The 17,406-nt window shown below is 58.3% G+C and carries 11 protein-coding genes; 2 read left to right on the forward strand and 9 right to left on the reverse strand.

All coding sequences use genetic code 11. The features are described 5' to 3' along the window. The first annotated feature begins 571 nt into the window (after positions 1 to 571). The gene (locus AC3ISI_RS15860) at positions 572 to 3,964 is read left to right on the forward strand and encodes an Ig-like domain-containing protein (RefSeq protein WP_489332773.1); all 3,393 of its coding nucleotides are present in this window, start codon (positions 572 to 574) and stop codon (positions 3,962 to 3,964) included. A gap of 84 nt (positions 3,965 to 4,048) precedes the next feature. On the opposite strand, the gene AC3ISI_RS15865 is transcribed toward AC3ISI_RS15860, so the two are convergent. The 8 genes from AC3ISI_RS15865 to AC3ISI_RS15900 all read right to left on the reverse strand — a co-directional run bounded on the left by AC3ISI_RS15865 (position 4,049) and on the right by AC3ISI_RS15900 (position 13,215). Next, complete coding sequence (locus AC3ISI_RS15865; protein ID WP_489332774.1) at positions 4,049 to 5,431, reverse strand: LLM class flavin-dependent oxidoreductase; 1,383 nt, start codon at positions 5,429 to 5,431, stop codon at positions 4,049 to 4,051. 59 nt (positions 5,432 to 5,490) lie between these two features. Next, the gene (locus AC3ISI_RS15870; RefSeq protein ID WP_489332775.1) at positions 5,491 to 6,255 is read right to left on the reverse strand and encodes an ABC transporter ATP-binding protein; all 765 of its coding nucleotides are present in this window, start codon (positions 6,253 to 6,255) and stop codon (positions 5,491 to 5,493) included. 25 nt (positions 6,256 to 6,280) lie between these two features. Beyond that, positions 6,281 to 7,066 carry an ABC transporter permease gene (locus tag AC3ISI_RS15875; RefSeq protein ID WP_489332776.1) on the reverse strand — a complete coding sequence of 262 codons (786 nt, stop codon included), beginning with the start codon at positions 7,064 to 7,066 and terminating at the stop codon, positions 6,281 to 6,283. Continuing rightward, positions 7,063 to 7,968 (reverse strand): ABC transporter permease, encoded by a 906-nt coding sequence (locus AC3ISI_RS15880; protein WP_489332777.1) that lies wholly within the window; start codon positions 7,966 to 7,968, stop codon positions 7,063 to 7,065. Before AC3ISI_RS15880 ends, AC3ISI_RS15875 begins: the two co-directional genes overlap by 4 nt. Positions 7,969 to 7,972: 4 nt before the next feature. After that, positions 7,973 to 9,082 (reverse strand): ABC transporter substrate-binding protein, encoded by a 1,110-nt coding sequence (locus AC3ISI_RS15885; RefSeq protein ID WP_489332778.1) that lies wholly within the window; start codon positions 9,080 to 9,082, stop codon positions 7,973 to 7,975. Positions 9,083 to 9,114: 32 nt separating this feature from the next. Next, positions 9,115 to 10,026: a TauD/TfdA dioxygenase family protein gene (locus AC3ISI_RS15890; protein WP_489332779.1), complete on the reverse strand. Its 912-nt coding sequence runs from the start codon at positions 10,024 to 10,026 to the stop codon at positions 9,115 to 9,117. Between the two features lie 398 nt (positions 10,027 to 10,424). Beyond that, positions 10,425 to 11,048: an NIPSNAP family protein gene (locus AC3ISI_RS15895; RefSeq protein WP_489332780.1), complete on the reverse strand. Its 624-nt coding sequence runs from the start codon at positions 11,046 to 11,048 to the stop codon at positions 10,425 to 10,427. Positions 11,049 to 11,214: 166 nt separating this feature from the next. Then, positions 11,215 to 13,215: a peptidase U32 family protein gene (locus tag AC3ISI_RS15900; protein ID WP_489332781.1), complete on the reverse strand. Its 2,001-nt coding sequence runs from the start codon at positions 13,213 to 13,215 to the stop codon at positions 11,215 to 11,217. Between the two features lie 286 nt (positions 13,216 to 13,501). Between AC3ISI_RS15900 and AC3ISI_RS15905 the strand changes: the two genes are divergently transcribed. Beyond that, positions 13,502 to 14,824, forward strand: a complete 1,323-nt coding sequence (locus AC3ISI_RS15905) for a DUF1329 domain-containing protein (protein ID WP_489332782.1) — start codon at positions 13,502 to 13,504, stop codon at positions 14,822 to 14,824. Between the two features lie 827 nt (positions 14,825 to 15,651). Here the strand turns inward: AC3ISI_RS15905 and mqo are convergent. Continuing rightward, entirely contained in the window at positions 15,652 to 17,298 is a 1,647-nt protein-coding gene (gene mqo, locus AC3ISI_RS15910; RefSeq protein WP_489332783.1) for a malate dehydrogenase (quinone), read from the reverse strand. Between the last annotated feature and the right edge of the window lie 108 nt (positions 17,299 to 17,406).

The following is a 17,406-nucleotide window of genomic DNA, read 5'->3' on the forward strand; positions in this document are numbered from 1 at the left end:
GAAGCGACGTTGACGGGGATGAGTTCGCAAGGTGAATTCATGATGGGGCCGGCACTCTTTTTATTTTTTGGCATGAACAGTCGATGTATCGTCTGTCGTCGTACAACTGCGCCATTTATATCTAGTTACATGATGGGCTGTCAACATCCAAAATAGCCGCTGGTCTTGACAAGGACTGCTTGCGCAAATTTCGATTTCTTACAGAACTCGCTGGATAGAGGATCATCAATCGTGTGATTGTCGAGCGTTAACGACGCGATGTGAGGTCCTGGAGCCCACAACCATGTTGTACGACGACGCATGATCACAGTAAGCAAGCAGATGTTCCATTTCCAACAACGGATTGTTCCCCCACCCAATCAGGCAAAATGCCACCTATTTAGAGGAATATCCCCCACCACTCAGTTATTTCCTTTGAGAAACACTACCAATCAACCCCCTAATAACGCTGAACTTTTTTCCCCTTTTTGCAGTTGGCCCGACTTTTGCCATAACCCCTTGCAACGCAGTTGCTGTCGTTTCCGTTGGGGACGGCGGGATTCGCCATTTGGCATTACGCGAGGGGAATACAATGAAAAACGTTGCTTCAACGTTCAGTTCGCTCAACCTCCTGAAAAAATGCGGCGTAGTCTCTGTCATTTTTTTCAGCCTGGCCAAGGCCGGCGCAGCACCGCTCGATGATTTCGGCTCGCCGCCGCCCACGGACCCTTCAGCCTTCAACAATCCGCCTGCCGATCCCAAGGCTGCATTGGACGCCTTGGAAACAATGCCGGAAGCCAACCAGGGCTCGATTGCCTTGCCCAATGGCGTGTACGGCGACCGAGACACGCCGCGTGCAGACAATGTGCTGCCACCGAACTTGCAGACCTCGTTCAACTTCCCTACCAACGGTAAACCCAGCCCCTTGTTCGGGGCTCTACCGTTCACCCAGCAATTGCTGCTGTTCGAGGAATTTGGTACGGAGAAACTCGACCCGACCCTGCCCGCGCCGCCACTGACATTCCCCGTGCCGACCGTCGGCCCGGGTCCTGCGCAGGACCCGGACAACATCGCTCGCAGCGGCCCGTCGAGCGCGGCGCTGGAAGCCTTCATGCGCCAGCCGGGGCTTTACCCGTTCCCGTCGCAGTTTTCCAACGTGCTGGACCGCAATCCGTGGAAGGCGCAGGTCGAAGCGTTCCTCAACCGTCATCCGGTAGGTTCGCCAGCCGAGGGTCGTCCGCCAGGAAAGGGTTGGTCGCATCAGCGCTGGAACGAGTTCTACCCACAGGTCGCCTTCAAAACCGTGCAAGCGGGCGCCAAACTCAACGGCGGCATGCGCGACCGCCGTCAGCTGCACAACTACGCCGCTGGCGAGTTCGGTCCCGGTGGGCTCTACTACCAAACCTCGGACATCCCGACCACGACCGGTACCACCAAAGGCATCGACACCCGTTTCCACCCCAACTTCCCCCTGCAAAATCACAAGTCGCTGTGGACCTTCGACGGCACCTTTCCGCCAAAACTGTTGATGGTGCGATACGGTCAACCGACGCTGATGCGTCACTACAACGCGTTGCCCATCGACCCGGCCGCCAACGCCGGATTTGGCCTGCACACCATCAGTACCCATGAACACAACGGCCACGCCCCGGCGGAAAGCGATGGCTATGCCAATGCGTTCTTCTTTCCAGGCCAGTACTACGACTATCGCTGGCCGATCCAGTTGGCCGGTTACGACACTATCAACACCGACGCCCACGACCCACGCGCAGCGTTCCCTTGCTCACCGGGCGAAACCCTGTACGTCAACGACACCAACCCGGGCCTGAAAACCTGCGACAACGGCAGCATCAAGATCCGTGGCGACTGGCGTGAAACCATGAGCACCCACTGGTTCCACGACCACATGCTCGATTTCACCGCGCAGAATGTCTACAAGGGCAACGCGGTGATGATGAACTACTACAGCGCCCTCGATCGCGGCAACGAAGCGCTGGAAGATGGGGTCAACCTGCGTCTGCCCAGCGGTTCGGCGCTGCCCTGGGGCAACCGCGACTATGACGTCAACCTGGTGATCGCGGACAAGGCCTGGGATGCCAACGGCCAGCTGTGGTTCAACCCATTCAACACCGACGGCTTTCTCGGTGACCAGATCCTGGTCAACTGGCAGTACCAGCCGCGCCTGAAAGTGCGTGCGCGCAGTTATCGTTTCCGCATTCTCAACGGCTCGGTGTCGCGCTACTTCAAGATTGCCGTGGTGCGTGAAATCGCCGGTAACAGTGGCGAATTCCCCGGGCCGTCCGGCTCAGGCGTCTCCTACGCCCGCGTGCCGTTTCACATGATCGGCAACGACGGCAACCTCATGGAACATGCCGTGCCCTTCGACGGCAGCATGGACCTGGACGGCGGCGGCAATAAACAGCGGCACAACGCGGTTCTGCCGACGCAGGCGATCGCCGAGCGTTACGACATCATCATCAACTTCGCGAAAAACGGGATCAAGACCGGCGACAAGCTGTATTTCGTCAACCTGATGGAACACCAAACCGGCAAGGGCCCGGAGAAAGAGGAAGTGAGCCTGGCCGACGTGCTCTCCGAAAAATACAAAGCAGTGATCAAGCAATCCAGTAAAGGCCCGCAATGGGACAAGGGTGATCCGGCGGTGGGTAAATTCATGCAGCTGCTGGTTCAGCCCTATTCCGGCCAGGACGTGAGCATGAACCCCGCCGACTATGAACCTGCGAAACCGGGTAAACCAGCCGGCAAGACCATGATTCCGCTAACCCTCGATCGCGACGATCCGGCCGTCCAGGCCGAACTCAAGCTGGCGCGGCATCGCGAATTCATTTTCGGTCGCTCTGATGGCACCGACGAAGCACCCTGGACCGTCAAGACCGACGGCGGTTTCGGATACGCCATGGACCCTCGTCGGATCAACGCCGCCCCACAATTGGCCAACGGCCCGACGGACGCCGGGTTCTCTGGCGACGGCACCCTTGAAGTGTGGAAAATCAAGAACGGCGGCAATGGCTGGAGCCACCCGGTGCACGTGCACTTTGAGGAAGGGATCATCCTCAGCCGCGACGGTAAAGCTCCACCGGAATGGGAAAAAGGCGCGCGCAAGGACGTCTATCGCATCGGTCAGGAGATCGACAGTTCGGTGGATGTCGAAATGGCGATTCACTTCCGCGAATTTGCCGGCACCTACATGGAACACTGCCACAACACCCAGCACGAAGACTCCTCGATGCTACTGCGTTGGGATGTCGAGCATCCCGGCCAGTTCCAGTTGATGCCAACGCCCCTGCCTGGCTGGGACGGTGTCACCTACGTGGCTTCTGCGGCCCTGCCGACCGCCCGCACCGGTGGTAAGGACGACGATAACCAAGGGGACAACAAAAAACCGGTGGCCAATCCTGACAGCGCCATCAGCAGTAACGGCCTGCCGCTGACCATCAACGTGCTGGCCAACGACTCCGACCCCGACGGTAATCTGCCGCTCAAAGTGGTAGGCCTCAACCAGCCGGATTCGGGCAAAGGCACGGTCAGCACCGACGGTGTACGCGTGATCTACACCCCACCGGCCATCGTCCCCGCGCCGTTCACCGCGACGTTTACCTATCAGGCGAGCGACGCCAAAGACGCGGTGTCGGAACCGGCGACGGTGTCCGTCTCGGTCGCCGCCGCGGCGGTCAACGAAGACCTGGTGGTCACCAGCGCTTCGGTCACTGGCCGCAGCAACAGCCGCTACACCTGGGACCTGGCCGGCACTACCTCGCGAGGCACTGGCAATACCATCACCGTGACGGCCTCGACCACCGCGGGCCCGCTGAACCTTGGCACGGCCACACTGACCCCGACCGGTACCGGCGCTCGCTGGCGGATATCGGTGACGACCACCGGCAGTGGTCCGTCGCCCAACCCGACCATCACCATTAACTCGGCGTTCGGCAAGACGGTGACGGCACCGGTTGTCTCTCACTGAGTCTTCGACAGAACGTTAGCGATGAGAGCCTCATAAGTTTTTCGAGGCTCTCTCCCGCTAATCCTCCAACCGCCCTGAACGAGATCAAACAGGGGCGGGAAGCGATTGCTCTGCGCTGCGCAATGGCAAGGTCGCTCCGGCGGGCTTCAGGGTAAAACGCGAAACCGGCCGGCTCAGACCATAATGCTCGCGCAGCGTACTGCCCGAATATTCATGGCGGAACAGCCCACGCTTGCGCAGGATCGGCAGCACTTCATCGAGGAACACTTCAAATCCCTCGGGGAATGCTGGTGGCATTACATTGAAACCATCGGCAGCGCCACTGCGGAACCACTGCTCAATCAGGTCGGCAATCTGCACCGGCGTACCGACCGGAACCCAATGCCCGCGAGCACCGGCCAGGCGATTGATCAGCTGGCGTAGCGTCGATTTTTCGCGGTCGACAATGTCGATGATCAGCTTGAAGCGACTGGACTGGCTCTCGCTGCTGTCGAAATTGACCAAGTGGCGCGGGAATGGCGCATCCAGATCGTGACCGGACAGGTCGACACCCAACATGCGGTGCAGTTGGCCCAGGGAAACATGGGGCAGCACCAGTTCGTTGAGCTCATCGAACTTGCGCTGGGCTTCGGCTTCGGTACTGCCAATGTACGGGCTGATGCCCGGGAGAATTTTCAGCTGGCGAGGATCACGCCCCACCGACTTCACCCGAGCACGGATATCGTTGGCGAATTCGGTCGCGCTTTGCAGGGTCTGGTGCGCGGTGAAAATCGCTTCGGCATTTCTGGAGGCGAAATCACGGCCATCCTCGGAAGACCCTGCCTGCACCTGCACCGGTCGCCCCTGCGGGGAACGTGGTGAGTTGAATGGGCCTTTGACTTTGTAGTGAGTGCCCACGTGGTTGATCGAATGCACCTTGTTGCTGTCGGCAAACACTCCGGAAGACTTGTCCAGCACCAGCGCATCGTCCTCCCAGCTGTCCCACAGGTCACCGACCACCTGCACGAATTCCTCGGCCTGGGCATAGCGGTCATGAGCCGACGGATGTTGGTCCAGGCCAAAATTGGCGGCTGCAGCCGCCATGGAAGTGGTAACGATGTTCCAGCCAGCACGACCTTTGCTGAGGTGATCCAGCGCACTGAACGAGCGGGCCAGATTGTAAGGCTCGCTGTAGGTGGTGCTGGCCGTGGCGATCAGGCCTATACGTTGGGTCACCGCGGCAATCGCCGCCAGCCAGGTAATGGGCTCGAAACGAATGCGCAGACCTTCACGCCCGCTTTCGGCCAGTGACGGCGAATCAGCGAAGAAAATCGCATCAAGCTTCTCGCGTTCTGCGCGCAGCGCCAGTTGCTGGTAATAGCCGATATCCATGGACGCTTGCGGCACCGACTGCGGGTGACGCCAGGCGGCTTCGTGATGGCCGTTCGGGTAGATGAAAAGGTTGAGGCTGAGCTGACGTTCGGACATTTCCCGTTCCTTGAAAAAAGCAGGCATAAAAAATAGGGGCTTGCGCGCGGTGCGGAGGCTCAGTGCAGCTCGGCGAAATCGCTCAGCACATCGTCGCGCAGGGCGATGAAGCGACTGTCACTGCGGTTGCGCGGGCGCGGCAGATCGATGTCGAGAATGCGCCGGATGCGGCCAGGATTCGGTTGCATCACCACCACGCGATCACCCAGGAATACCGCCTCATCCACATCGTGGGTGACGAGGATCATGGTGATTTTTTCCTTGGCCCAGATGTTTTGCAGCTCGCCCTGCAGGCGCGCACGGGTCAAGGCATCGAGCGCACCCAGCGGTTCATCCAGCAAGAGCACGCTCGGCCGATTGACCAAGCCGCGGGCTATCGCCACGCGTTGCGCCATGCCTCCGGATATCTGATGCGGGTAGGCATCGATAAAGTCTTGCAGGCCAACCAGTTCAATGTGCTCGCGCACGGTCTCGTGTTTCTGCGCAGCGCTCAGGGGTGAATTCTTGAGCCCGACCGCGACGTTCTGCTCGACGTTGAGCCAAGGGAACAAACGGTGATCCTGAAACACAATGCCGCGTTCCAGGCCAGTGCCTTCGATGGGTTTGCCATCCAGCAGGATGCGCCCGTCGTATTCTTCGTCCAGGCCGAGAATCAGGCGCAGCAGCGTGGATTTGCCGCAGCCGCTGGCGCCGACGATGCTGATGAATTCGCCAGGCGCAATGTCGAGCTGGATGTTGTCGAGTACTTGCAACTGCGTCGAACTGCCCGGTCGGGAAGCGAAACGCTTGCTGATGTTTTCCAGGGTCAGGCTGTTGTTGAGCATGTTGCGATCCTTTTGAAAGTGCCCATCAACGGGGAGCGATGCCATACAGGCGCTGCATCCGTCGCTCAAGTGTCCGGGCCAAAGCGTTGAGACCCCATCCCACCAGGCCGATAACCACCATTGCAAACAACACCAGGTCCATCATGAAATGCTCGCCGCCATCAATCAGCGTATTGCCGATCCCCTCCCCCGATACCAGCAGGTATTCAGCGCCGATGGTCGCCAGCCAGGAATAGACCAGCGCCAGATACAGCCCGGTAAAAATCGACGGCAACGCGGCGGGCAGCATCACCCCGACGATGGTTTGCCAACGGGTGAAACGGTATACCCGCGCCACTTCCAACAGGTTGGGCGGGACGTTGCGCAAACCGTCACAGGTATTGACCACCACCGGCACCATTGCGGCCAATGACAGGAACACCACCTTGGCCACATCGCCCAGGCCGAACCACACCGAGATCAACGGGATCCAGGCGAACAGCGATATTTGCTTGAAGGTATTGAAGCTCGGTCCGACTAAACGCTCGAAATACCTCGACAGGCCCAACAGGCAACCCAGTACCAGGCCCAGCGTGGTCCCAATAAAGAAGCCACTGAGGTTGCGCGCCAGGCTGGCAGAAATGGCCCGCCAGAATTTACCCGAGGCCATTTGATCCAAGGCTGTTGCAGCCACTTTTTCTGGCGAAACGAACAACCCGGAATGACTCCAGCCCTGGTTCGATGCCAGCCACCACACGGCAATGGCGGCAATGGGCAAAACCCAACCGCGATACCGGCGGCTGCTACTACCTACTGACAAAATCGTGCTCATGACAGGCGCCCCCCGGCAGTTGGCCGACCACGATTGAGGCGTTTCTCCACGTAATCGAAACCACGGTCTATCAGCAGACCAAGCGCACCCACCACCACAACGGCCGCCATCACCAAGTCCAGTTGAAACAGCTGACGCCCATAGACGATCAGGTAACCCAACCCCTCACTCGACGCCACCAGCTCAACCACTACCAGAGACAACCAGGCTTTGGTGAAGCCCAGACGCAAACCGGTAAACAGCGTCGGGATAGCCGCAGGCAAGACGATGGAGGTAACGCTTTGTCGACGACTGAAACCGTAGGCCCGGCCGACTTCCAACAACCCTTTGGGCGCCTGGCGGAAAGCCTGCAAGGTACACAGCGTGATCGGCACCAAGGCCGCCTTGGCAATCAACACATACTTGAGCGTCTCGCCGATGCCAAACAGCAACAGGGCAAACGGTAACCAGCCCAGTACCGGTATTTGCACCAGTGCGTTGAAGGTGGGCAAGAGACAATCCTCTAACGTCCTGGACAGCCCCATGGCCAGGCCCAGAGCCACGCCGATGAAGGCGCCCAAGGTAAATCCGACGACAACCCGCTGCAGGCTGGCAGACGCGTTCAGCCAGAGATCACCGCTGGTGGCCAGGTCCGACAAGGCCTGGTAGACATACCCTGGCGCAGGCAGCACCTGCTCTGAAAGCCAGCCGCGCTCCACCCCCAAGTACCATAAGCCAAGCAAAACCAGCGGCAACAGCCAGGGCAAGGCCTTGTCAACCAGACTGGAGGGCCAGGCTGACTGGCGCGACACCTCAATCTTGCGTACTGGGCGGACCGGTGACGGTGGAAAACGTTTAACGTTGTCGCTCGGCAATGCCGGCGCCGCGTATGGCGCTAGTCTGACGGTCTGTGCCCTGGCCATTTGTCTAGCTCCCTTGCTTGCTGGTCGCGGCCGCTACTGCATCACCCGCCGGCTGTTTGCCATCCGGACCGTAGGGCGTCCAGAAGTTCTCAAGCCCCTTGGCTTTGAGGGAATTTTGCAAATAGTGGGTCTCGAACCAGCCATCAATACTGACGGGGCGGCGGATGAGTTTTTCTTCCTTGGCTTGATCCGCCACGGCCTGATAGCGGCCAAGCAGGAAGTTGTCGACCAGCGGCGAGGCTTTGTCCCTGATGCTCACCCCGGTAAAGTCGGCACGGAGTGATTCTGCCGGTTCATTACTCTTGGCCCACTCCGTGAAGACCGCGTCACGATTACTCTCTTGCGAGGTCCATTTCGCCGCATCCACCAGCGTATCGACGACTTTCTGCACGTTGTCCGGATGTTCTTTTTCATAGGCACCCCGAACGACCAGTGCGGTCTGTCGGGTGTAGCGCACATCCTGAGTGGGGTTGTCGTAAACAATGTCGATCAGTCCTTGATCGCGCAGCTTGAACAATTCGCGACCGCCGAATGCAGCATCTACTCCATTGGAAACCAATGCAGCCTGAGTGCTGCCGGTATCGAGGTTGATGACCTTGATATCGCGTTCGGTAAGACCCTGCTCCGCCAAGAGATTGATCGACACCAGATGGCCGTTGGTGCCACGAAAAATCGCGACCTTCTTGCCCTTCAGATCCGCAATGCTTTTGATGTCAGAGCCCTTGGGAACGGCCAGGTAAAGATTGGCTCGTACGCCCAGTGCGGCCAACAATTTGGTGTCCAGCCCATTGGAGCGTCCGACGACGGCGGGCAGATCGCCCTGATAGGCGAAGTCCAGTTGCTGGTTTGACAAGGCTTCGTTGACGGCGGGGCCAGCCCCCTTGAAAAAGAACCATTGCACGTCGGTCCCGGTCCCGGCGAAGGCCTTTTCCAACAGTTGCTGGTTGCGCACGATGCTCAGAGGCGACCCACTGAACGTCACCGGATCACCGCCACCGGCTGTCGCGACACCAATGCGCAATACATCGGCCTGAGCCAGGGGAATGAAAAAAACCGTAGCCAGTGCGGCAGCGATGCTGCATTTGAGAAACAGGGGAATACCTTTGAGTTCCATATGCAACCTTCCTTGTGTCCATGAGCTCGCTGTCAGGCGGCGAGATGTTTTTTGTCGGCTTCGGTTTTCGGTGAGCGGGTATCCGGACTTGGCTTGAGCGCCTGGCTCAAGCGACCATCCACCCCGACCGGCACATCACCGTCGATGGTGGTGCGGCGCACGATGCGCTGGGCATCGCCGTAGTCGTTGATCGCGATGTGCTGTGTGGCGCGGTTGTCCCAAATCACCACATCGCCCTCCTCCCAGCGCCAGCGCACGGTATTGTCGACATGGGTAATTCGGTCGTGGAACAGGCGAATCAGTTGTTTCGAATCGCTGTTGCTTACACCCTGTATCTGTTTGACAAAGTGCCCCAACAACAAACTTCTTTCACCCGACTCCGGGTGCACCCGCACCAAAGGATGTTCGGTCTCGTAGACTTCGGCGGTGAACTGTTCGCGATAACGTATGAGGCCCGATTCATTGGTATTACGCGGCGCCGCATAGTCATATAAGTTGGTGTGCAATGCGCGCAGATTATCGGCCAGTTGTTTCAATGGCTCTGGCAAGTCGGCGTAGGCCGCTGCGGTATTGGCCCACACTGTATCGCCGCCATAAGGTGGAATAACCACACCGCGCAAGATGGATATCTTCGGGTAGTTAGCCACAAAGGTGACATCGGTGTGCCAGGAATTGGCTCGGGTTTCCTTGGCGTCCAGGTGCAGAATGGCGGCGCTTTGTTCAGCTGAACGCACGGTCGGATGCGGCACCTGATCACCGAAGCGTCGGGAAAAAGCTTCGTGCTCGGCGTCATCCAGATGTTGGTTGCGAAAAAACAGCACTTTATATTTCAGCAATGCCTGATTAATAAATTCGAAATATTCAGCACTGATGTCCCCTCCTAGTTTTACGCCGTCCAGTTGTGCGCCAATTCGACCAGCGACCGGTTTAATTTGAATAGTCATCGAGCTACCTCCTGTCTCACGAGTAGTTGTGGGACAGATCATAAAGACATAAAAGCAGCTGTGACTAATCACAAATTATTCTAAAGATATAAGAACACCTCTAATAACAAACCCCTTAAAAGATTGTTCGAAAGGCTATAAACACGAGGTTATTAGCTCATAACATTTAGTGGGTTTACCTGGTGAACTTGATCCACAACGAAACCGACGGGAAAACTATTTAGTAGCAAGCTGGACACTCAGAAACTCAACCGCGTACCCGGTACGCGCCTGACGGAGGTGCGGGCTCATGACCAGAGGCGGCCAATGGCCGCTGGGCGCAATTGCCCGCCAGGGGCCCAACGGCCGGTGTCGATTGTTCAGCAGTGGCTGATTTCGAGTACCGCGCCTTCACACACTCACTGCAAAGGCGAAAAAGCCGCAGGCAGGTAAATCGTCGAGCGCATGTCGCGCAGTTGCGGACCGGAGTTCTCAGGTGGCCATACACCGTCTGCCACGGCTTGAGTCCGCACTTGCAGACGTTGCTCCAGGGTTGAATACGGCCAGATGTGCAGGTAACGCGGCAAGGCACCGTCGGTGGCATAAAACGCCGCATACACCGGCGAATACTGCTCGGCGGTACGCGGCTCCACGGCTTTGCTCCAGCCATCGAGTGTCGGTTGCAACCCGGTACTGACCAGATCGTACACGCGCATTTCGTAATACGGGCCATGCTTTCCGGCGCTCAAGGGATTGAGGAACGGGAACAAGCTGTAGTTTTCGATTCGCAGGTCAGTGATAAAGGCGTTGATACCGAACGCATCGCCCTCCAACAGAAAGCGCTCGCGCTCCGCTTGCCGCAGGCCTTCGTCGGCATAACCGCGCAGTACGGCAATTTGATTCAGCTGGCCGATTTCCGACGCCCAGCACCCCATCAATGTGCCACCCACCCCGGGCTTGGCCAGCGCGGCCTCGATTCGGACCAGTGCATCTGCAACGGTACGCACACGCACCGTAAAGGTCATCAGTTCAAACAATCGCATAACGGGCTCCGCCAATTCGTTGCCATTAGCCTATTCCAGAGCCCTAAGGCGAGATATTGCGCCGAACCCCTTGGAGTACGGCGATCACCTTAGTGCTCTAGGTAATTCCTTTATGGCAACAGTCAGCAGGCACGCCCTGCAAGTGCGCCCAGCACTCGCCTGTCACTCAATGCGGCGCCCGAGGAATTGTCTTCAGCAGGTCTTCAGGACTGATGTAACCCACGACCGGCTCCGAAACACTGCCCGGCAGCGGCAGGTCAAGGATGTGGCCCTTGATCTTGCCGATGACGTGCATTTCGCAAGGTTTGCAGTCGAACTTCAGCGTCAGCACCTCGTCACCGTGCACCAGTTGCATCGGCGCAACCTTGGTGCGGACACCGGTGACACCTTTGGCTTGCTTGGGGCAGAGGTTGAAGGAGAAACGAAGGCAGTGCTTGGTGATCATCACCGGCACTTCCCCGGTTTCTTCATGGGCCTCAAACGCCGCGTCGATCAGCTTGACTCCGTGGCGGTGATAGAAGTCCCGAGCCTTCTGGTTGTAGACGTTGGCCAGGAATGACAGGTGCGACTCCGGATACACCGGCGGCGGACTGGTTTCGCCCTTGCGATGCCCTCTTGGGTGGGCGAGCAGGCGGGCCACAGTCAATGCGTCAATCACTTCGCGGCGCAAGGCTTTGAGCTGCGAGTTGGGAATGAAGAACGCCTGGGGTGCAACCAGCTCAATGGCGGTGGCGTGATAGTCCGTGGTGCCCAGTTGACCGAGCAGATCGCGCAGTTGCTCCAAGGCCTGCTCCGGCTTATTGGCGAGGCCGAACGGACCGTCCAGCGACAGGCTGGCGCTGACGCCCTCCTCGCTCGTGGCGGTCAGTTGCAGGCGCTGCTCGTCAAGACGTGCCATCCAACTCAAACCGATACGACGCTCGGCAGAGGTCTTCTGCAAGGCTTGCTGCCAGTTATGGTCAAGATTGCGGCTCAGTGGATGATTGGGCCGCAGCTTGAACATCCCGTCCGGCATTTCGTTGGGTTCGACCCGGTAGCGATAGCGCTTCTGGCCCTCTTCGAGGAACTCGCCCTTGGGCTCGGCGATGTTGGCGCGAAAGCCCACCACCTCGCGCTTGATCTGCACGTTAAGGCCGTCGCCATTGGACAGCGGTTCAAAGGTCACCACCTGCAAATCACGCTTGCCCACCTTCTCCACCACGCCCACCGACAAGCCAGTGAAGGTCGGTGAGTCGAAGGCGCCGATGTCGATCTTGCGCTCACTGACGAAGTAGTCGGTGCTGCCACGGTGGAAGGTCTTGTCCGGGTCGGGCACGAAGAAGTGTGCCGTGCGGCCGCTGGACGCCCGAGCCAGGTCCGGACGATCTTCGAGCACGTCGTCCAGACGCTGACGGTAATAGGCCGTGATGTTCTTCACATAGCCCATGTCCTTGTAGCGTCCTTCGATCTTGAACGAGCGAACGCCGGCTTCGACCAGCGCACGGATGTTGGCGCTCTGATTGTTGTCTTTCATCGACAGCAGGTGTTTTTCGTAGGCGACGACGCGGCCCTGGTCGTCCTTGAGGGTATAAGGCAAACGACAGGCCTGGGAGCAGTCGCCCCGGTTGGCGCTGCGACCGTTCTGTGCGTGGGAAATATTGCACTGCCCGGAGAACGCCACACACAACGCACCGTGAATGAAGAATTCGATCGCCGCATCGGTCTCGTCGGCGATGGCACGAATCTCTTGCAGGTTCAGCTCACGGGCCAGTACCAGTTGGGAGAAACCCGCCTGGTCCAGGAACTTTGCCCGTGCCAATGTGCGGATGTCGGTCTGGGTGCTGGCGTGCAGCTCGATCGGCGGGATGTCCAGCTCCATCACACCCAGATCCTGAACGATCAACGCGTCGACGCCCGCATCGTACAACTGGTGGATCAGCTTGCGCGCCGGTTCCAGCTCGTTGTCATGCAGGATCGTGTTGATCGTGGTGAACACGCGGGCATGGTAGCGACGGGCGAACTCCACGAGTCGGGCAATATCGCTGACTTCATTGCAGGCGTTGTGCCGGGCGCCGAAGCTCGGGCCACCGATGTACACGGCGTCGGCACCATGCAGGATGGCCTCGCGAGCGATGCTCACGTCACGGGCGGGGCTGAGCAGTTCCAGGTGATGTTTAGGCAGAGACATATTTTTTATCTGGTTTGTCACGGTCGAGGTGCGCATTGTAACGGCCAAAAGCCTGAAGGGCACGTAGAGCGACGGAATGGGGCCTCTCACTCACGCTGACATCCTGAGCTGTCATGAAAAGCCAAGCGAATGTCGCCAAATGACATGCGCCCCCGACTCGGGGGCTTTTTAATGGGCGCTATAAAAAGCATCTGGCGATTGAGCCAGTCTGATCGCCCACAAGGCGAACGCGACTGCCGCGCCTGCGTCACGAGTTGCTTGGTACGCCAAGCAGGAGAACAACAATATGAAATTCGTGAAAAGAGTTCTGGCTGCCCCACTGCTCATGGCCTTGGCCATCGATGCACAGGCCTATGTATCGAGTCAGGAAGCCGCCCAACTGGGCACCAACCTGACGCTGGTAGGCGCTGAAAAGGCCGGTAATACCGATGGTTCCATTCCGCCTTATAGCGGTGGCCTGACCACTGCCCCGGCCAGCTTCAAGGTCGGTGACAGCATGCGCCCGGATCCCTATGCGAACGAGAAACCATTGCTGGTGATCAATGGCAAGAACGTTGACCAGTACAAAAGCATGCTCACGGCCACCACCGTCGAGTTGGCCAAGCGCTACCCCGACTACCGCATCGACGTGTACCCGACGCACCGCACCGCATCGCTGCCGCAAGCGGTACTGGACAATAGCCGCAAGAACGCCACTGCCGCCACCTCCCTCAATGGTGGGATAGCCTTCGATAACGTATTGCCCGGTGTGCCGTTCCCGATCCCGAAATCGGGTGCCGAGGCGATGTGGAATTTCCTGCTGCGCTACCAGGGCGTCAACATCCGGTCCAAGTACGACTCCTGGAACGTCGACTCGGCGGGCGTGGCGAGTCTGGCTGTCACCGGCGAGGCATTCGTCTCCTTCCCGATTTACGAGAACCTGTCGAAGCCCATCAACAACTCCGACCTCTACTACCAGTTGAAACTGTCCTATACCAGCCCTGCACGGCGAGCCGGCGAGTCGATCATGCTCAAGAACGCCACCAACCCGCTGCAGCGTCCTGGCCGTGCCTGGCAGTACATGCCGGCCCAGCGCCGGGTCAAACAGATTTCGATCCTGGCCTACGACACACCGAACCCCGGTACGGCCCGTGCACTCGAACTGTACGACTGGACGATGGTGGGCAAGCAAGAAATGTTTGTGCCCTATAACACCTACAAGCTGACCTATGCTCCCGATGCCAAGTCGCTGACCACCCCCAACTTCATTGCCCCGGACTTCGTACGCTGGGAAAAACACCGCGTCTACGTCGTCGAGGGCAACCTCAAGGCCGGTGCTACGCACATCTACCAGAAACGCCGCTTTTACCTGGATGAAGACACTTGGGCCGCAGTGGCCTCTGATCAATACGACACGAGTGGCAAGCTTTACCGTGGCTCCTTCGCGTTCCTCAGCCAGAGCTATGACCAACAAGTCCCGGATGCCACCCCTTTCATGACATACGACCTGTCGCGTGGCACCTACAACATCAATGGCGTGGTAGGCCCTCATGGCGGTATTCGCTATACCGAGGCGCTATCGACAGCGCAGTGGGTGCCAGAGTCCATGGCAGGTGCGGGTGTTCGCTAGGCTGCGGTGATACTGCACAGACAATGAGCCTTCGCTCAGAACAAGACACTGGAACGCATAAAGCCCCGCCCCTTCAAAGGGGACGGGGCTTTTCACTGCACAGCATTTTGAAACAACGCCCTCGCCTACCCTTTTCGATCTACCTGATCCAGCACGTGGTTTACCGACAGCATTCTGTGGAGTCGCTATCCCCACACGCCGGGAAAATAATCCCCATATATGGGCTTTATCGACTTAGTGTTGCTGGCGAAATGCCGCAAACAGTACCTCCTCATGTGCGCCGCTGGGCATAAATGGACCACTTCGACCAGAAATTAAACAGCGTTCAACTCTTGGCATAGAGAATGCTCTGCTCTCATCCAGTGCTTTATTGTGTCGTTGAAGCTGCTACAACTAGATAAGCAGCGCACCTTGGGGGTACTCCCTATGCATGTAGCCGATGTATTGCTCAATCGCCTGCGCCGTGGAATGACTGGCTCGATTGCACCCACCAACACACTCAATCTCCCGGGGTGGTATTCCATCGTCAGTTTCCCTCTCATCAGCATGATCGCTGTTGGGGTGGGCCCCATGGCAACAAGACCTCCAGTCACCGAACGTCTTGAGCGCGATGCACTGCCCATTCCGACGGATCACTCCGATGCGTAGTAAGCCGATACTCCAATCCTTTGTACTCTTCCTCTTCATTTTTTCCACGGGGGCAATCTTGTCACTCTTCGATGTGTTCGGCTGTTAACGGGAGCCCGAATCTGCCCTTTGAAAACCATGTCCCACAAAAAAGCCCACTGACCGTTACCGGTTCAGTGGGCTTTTGAATAGCGCTCTGGTTACAGAGCCATATCAGTCGCAGCATTAGCCTTCGGCGCTTTCCCGGCATCAGCCGCAGCAGCAGCCGGAGCCATCACCTGACCCATCGCTGGCGGCGGAGTCAGTTCCAGCACCTTGGCGGTGTAAGCCCACTCCTCGGCCACTTTCTCAGGATTGCCATTGAGCTGAGTACCGTAGCTCGGCACGATCTGGTGCAGTTTTTCCTGCCAGGCTGGCGAAGCCACTTTGTCTTTGAACACTTTCTGCAGCACGGTCAGCATGATCGGTGCAGCGGTCGATGCGCCTGGCGAGGCGCCCAGCAGGCCGGCGATCGAGCCGTCAGCAGACGAAACGATCTCGGTGCCCAGCTTCAACACACCACCAGCGGCTTCATCACGCTTGATGATTTGCACGCGCTGGCCGGCTTGCCACAGACGCCAGTCTTCGGCTTTGGCGTTCGGGAAGTATTCTTTCAAGGCGTTCATGCGGTCTTCGTCAGACAGCATCAACTGGCCGGCAAGGTACTCAACCAGTGGGTATTCCTTGATGCCGACCTTGGTCATTGGCCACACGTTATGCGTGGTGGTAGTGGTCAGCAGGTCCAGGTACGAACCTTCTTTGAGGAACTTGGTGCTGAAGGTCGCGAATGGGCCAAACAGGATCACGCGCTTGCCGTCCAGAACACGGGTGTCCAGGTGCGGAACCGACATCGGCGGTGCCCCAACGGAGGCTTTGCCGTAGGCCTTGGCCAGGTGTTGCTCGGCTATGGTCGGGTTTTCGGTCACGAGGAACGAGCCGCCCACCGGGAAGCCAGCGTATTCCTTGGCTTCAGGAATGCCGGACTTCTGCAGCAGGTGCAGTGCACCGCCGCCCGCGCCGATGAACACGAACTTGGCGTCGGTTTCGGCGTTGCTGCCGTCTTTGAGATTTTTGTAGCTGACGCGCCAGGTGCCGTCTTCGTTCTTGGTGATGTCTTGCACTTCGCTAGACAACTTCAAATCGAACTTTGGCGTGGTTTGCAGATGCGCTACGAACTGGCGGGTGATCTCGCCGAAGTTGACGTCGGTGCCGATTGGCGACCAGGTGGCCGCGACTTTCTGGTTCGGGTCGCGCCCTTCCATCATCAGCGGAACCCACTTCTTGATCACTTGCGGGTCTTCGGAGTACTGCATGCCGGCGAACAGCGGGCTCGCTTGCAGGGCTTCGTAACGCTTCTTCAGGAACTTGATGTTGTCATCGCCCCACACAAAGCTCATGTGCGGTGTGGAGTTGATGAACGAACGTGGATTCTTCAGCACGCCTTGTTGAACTTGCCAGGACCAGAACTGACGGGAGATCTGGAACGCTTCGTTGATTTCCACGGCTTTCGGGATCTGAACGTTGCCCTTATCGTCTTCCGGGGTGTAGTTCAATTCGGCCAGGGCGGAGTGGCCGGTACCGGCGTTGTTCCAGCCGTTGGAGCTTTCCTGAGCGACGCCGTCGAGGCGTTCGATCATTTCCATCGACATGCCAGGTTCCAGCTCATTGAGCCAGACACCCAGCGTTGCGCTCATGATGCCGCCGCCAATCAGCAGCACATCGACTTTCTTTGCCTCTTGCGCCTGTACAGACGTAATCCCCATCGACAAAGCCAGCCCCAGCAGGGCCGTGTTCACTTTTTTAAACATCTGTCACACCTATGATAAAACGCCATCCGCCCTTCCATCTTCGCGACAAAACCCTGGGCTCACGGCATTCAGGCAGGATGTCGTGTGGGTTCGTACAGGATGACTGGA

Source organism: Pseudomonas sp. GL_139_B (assembly GCF_057834475.1).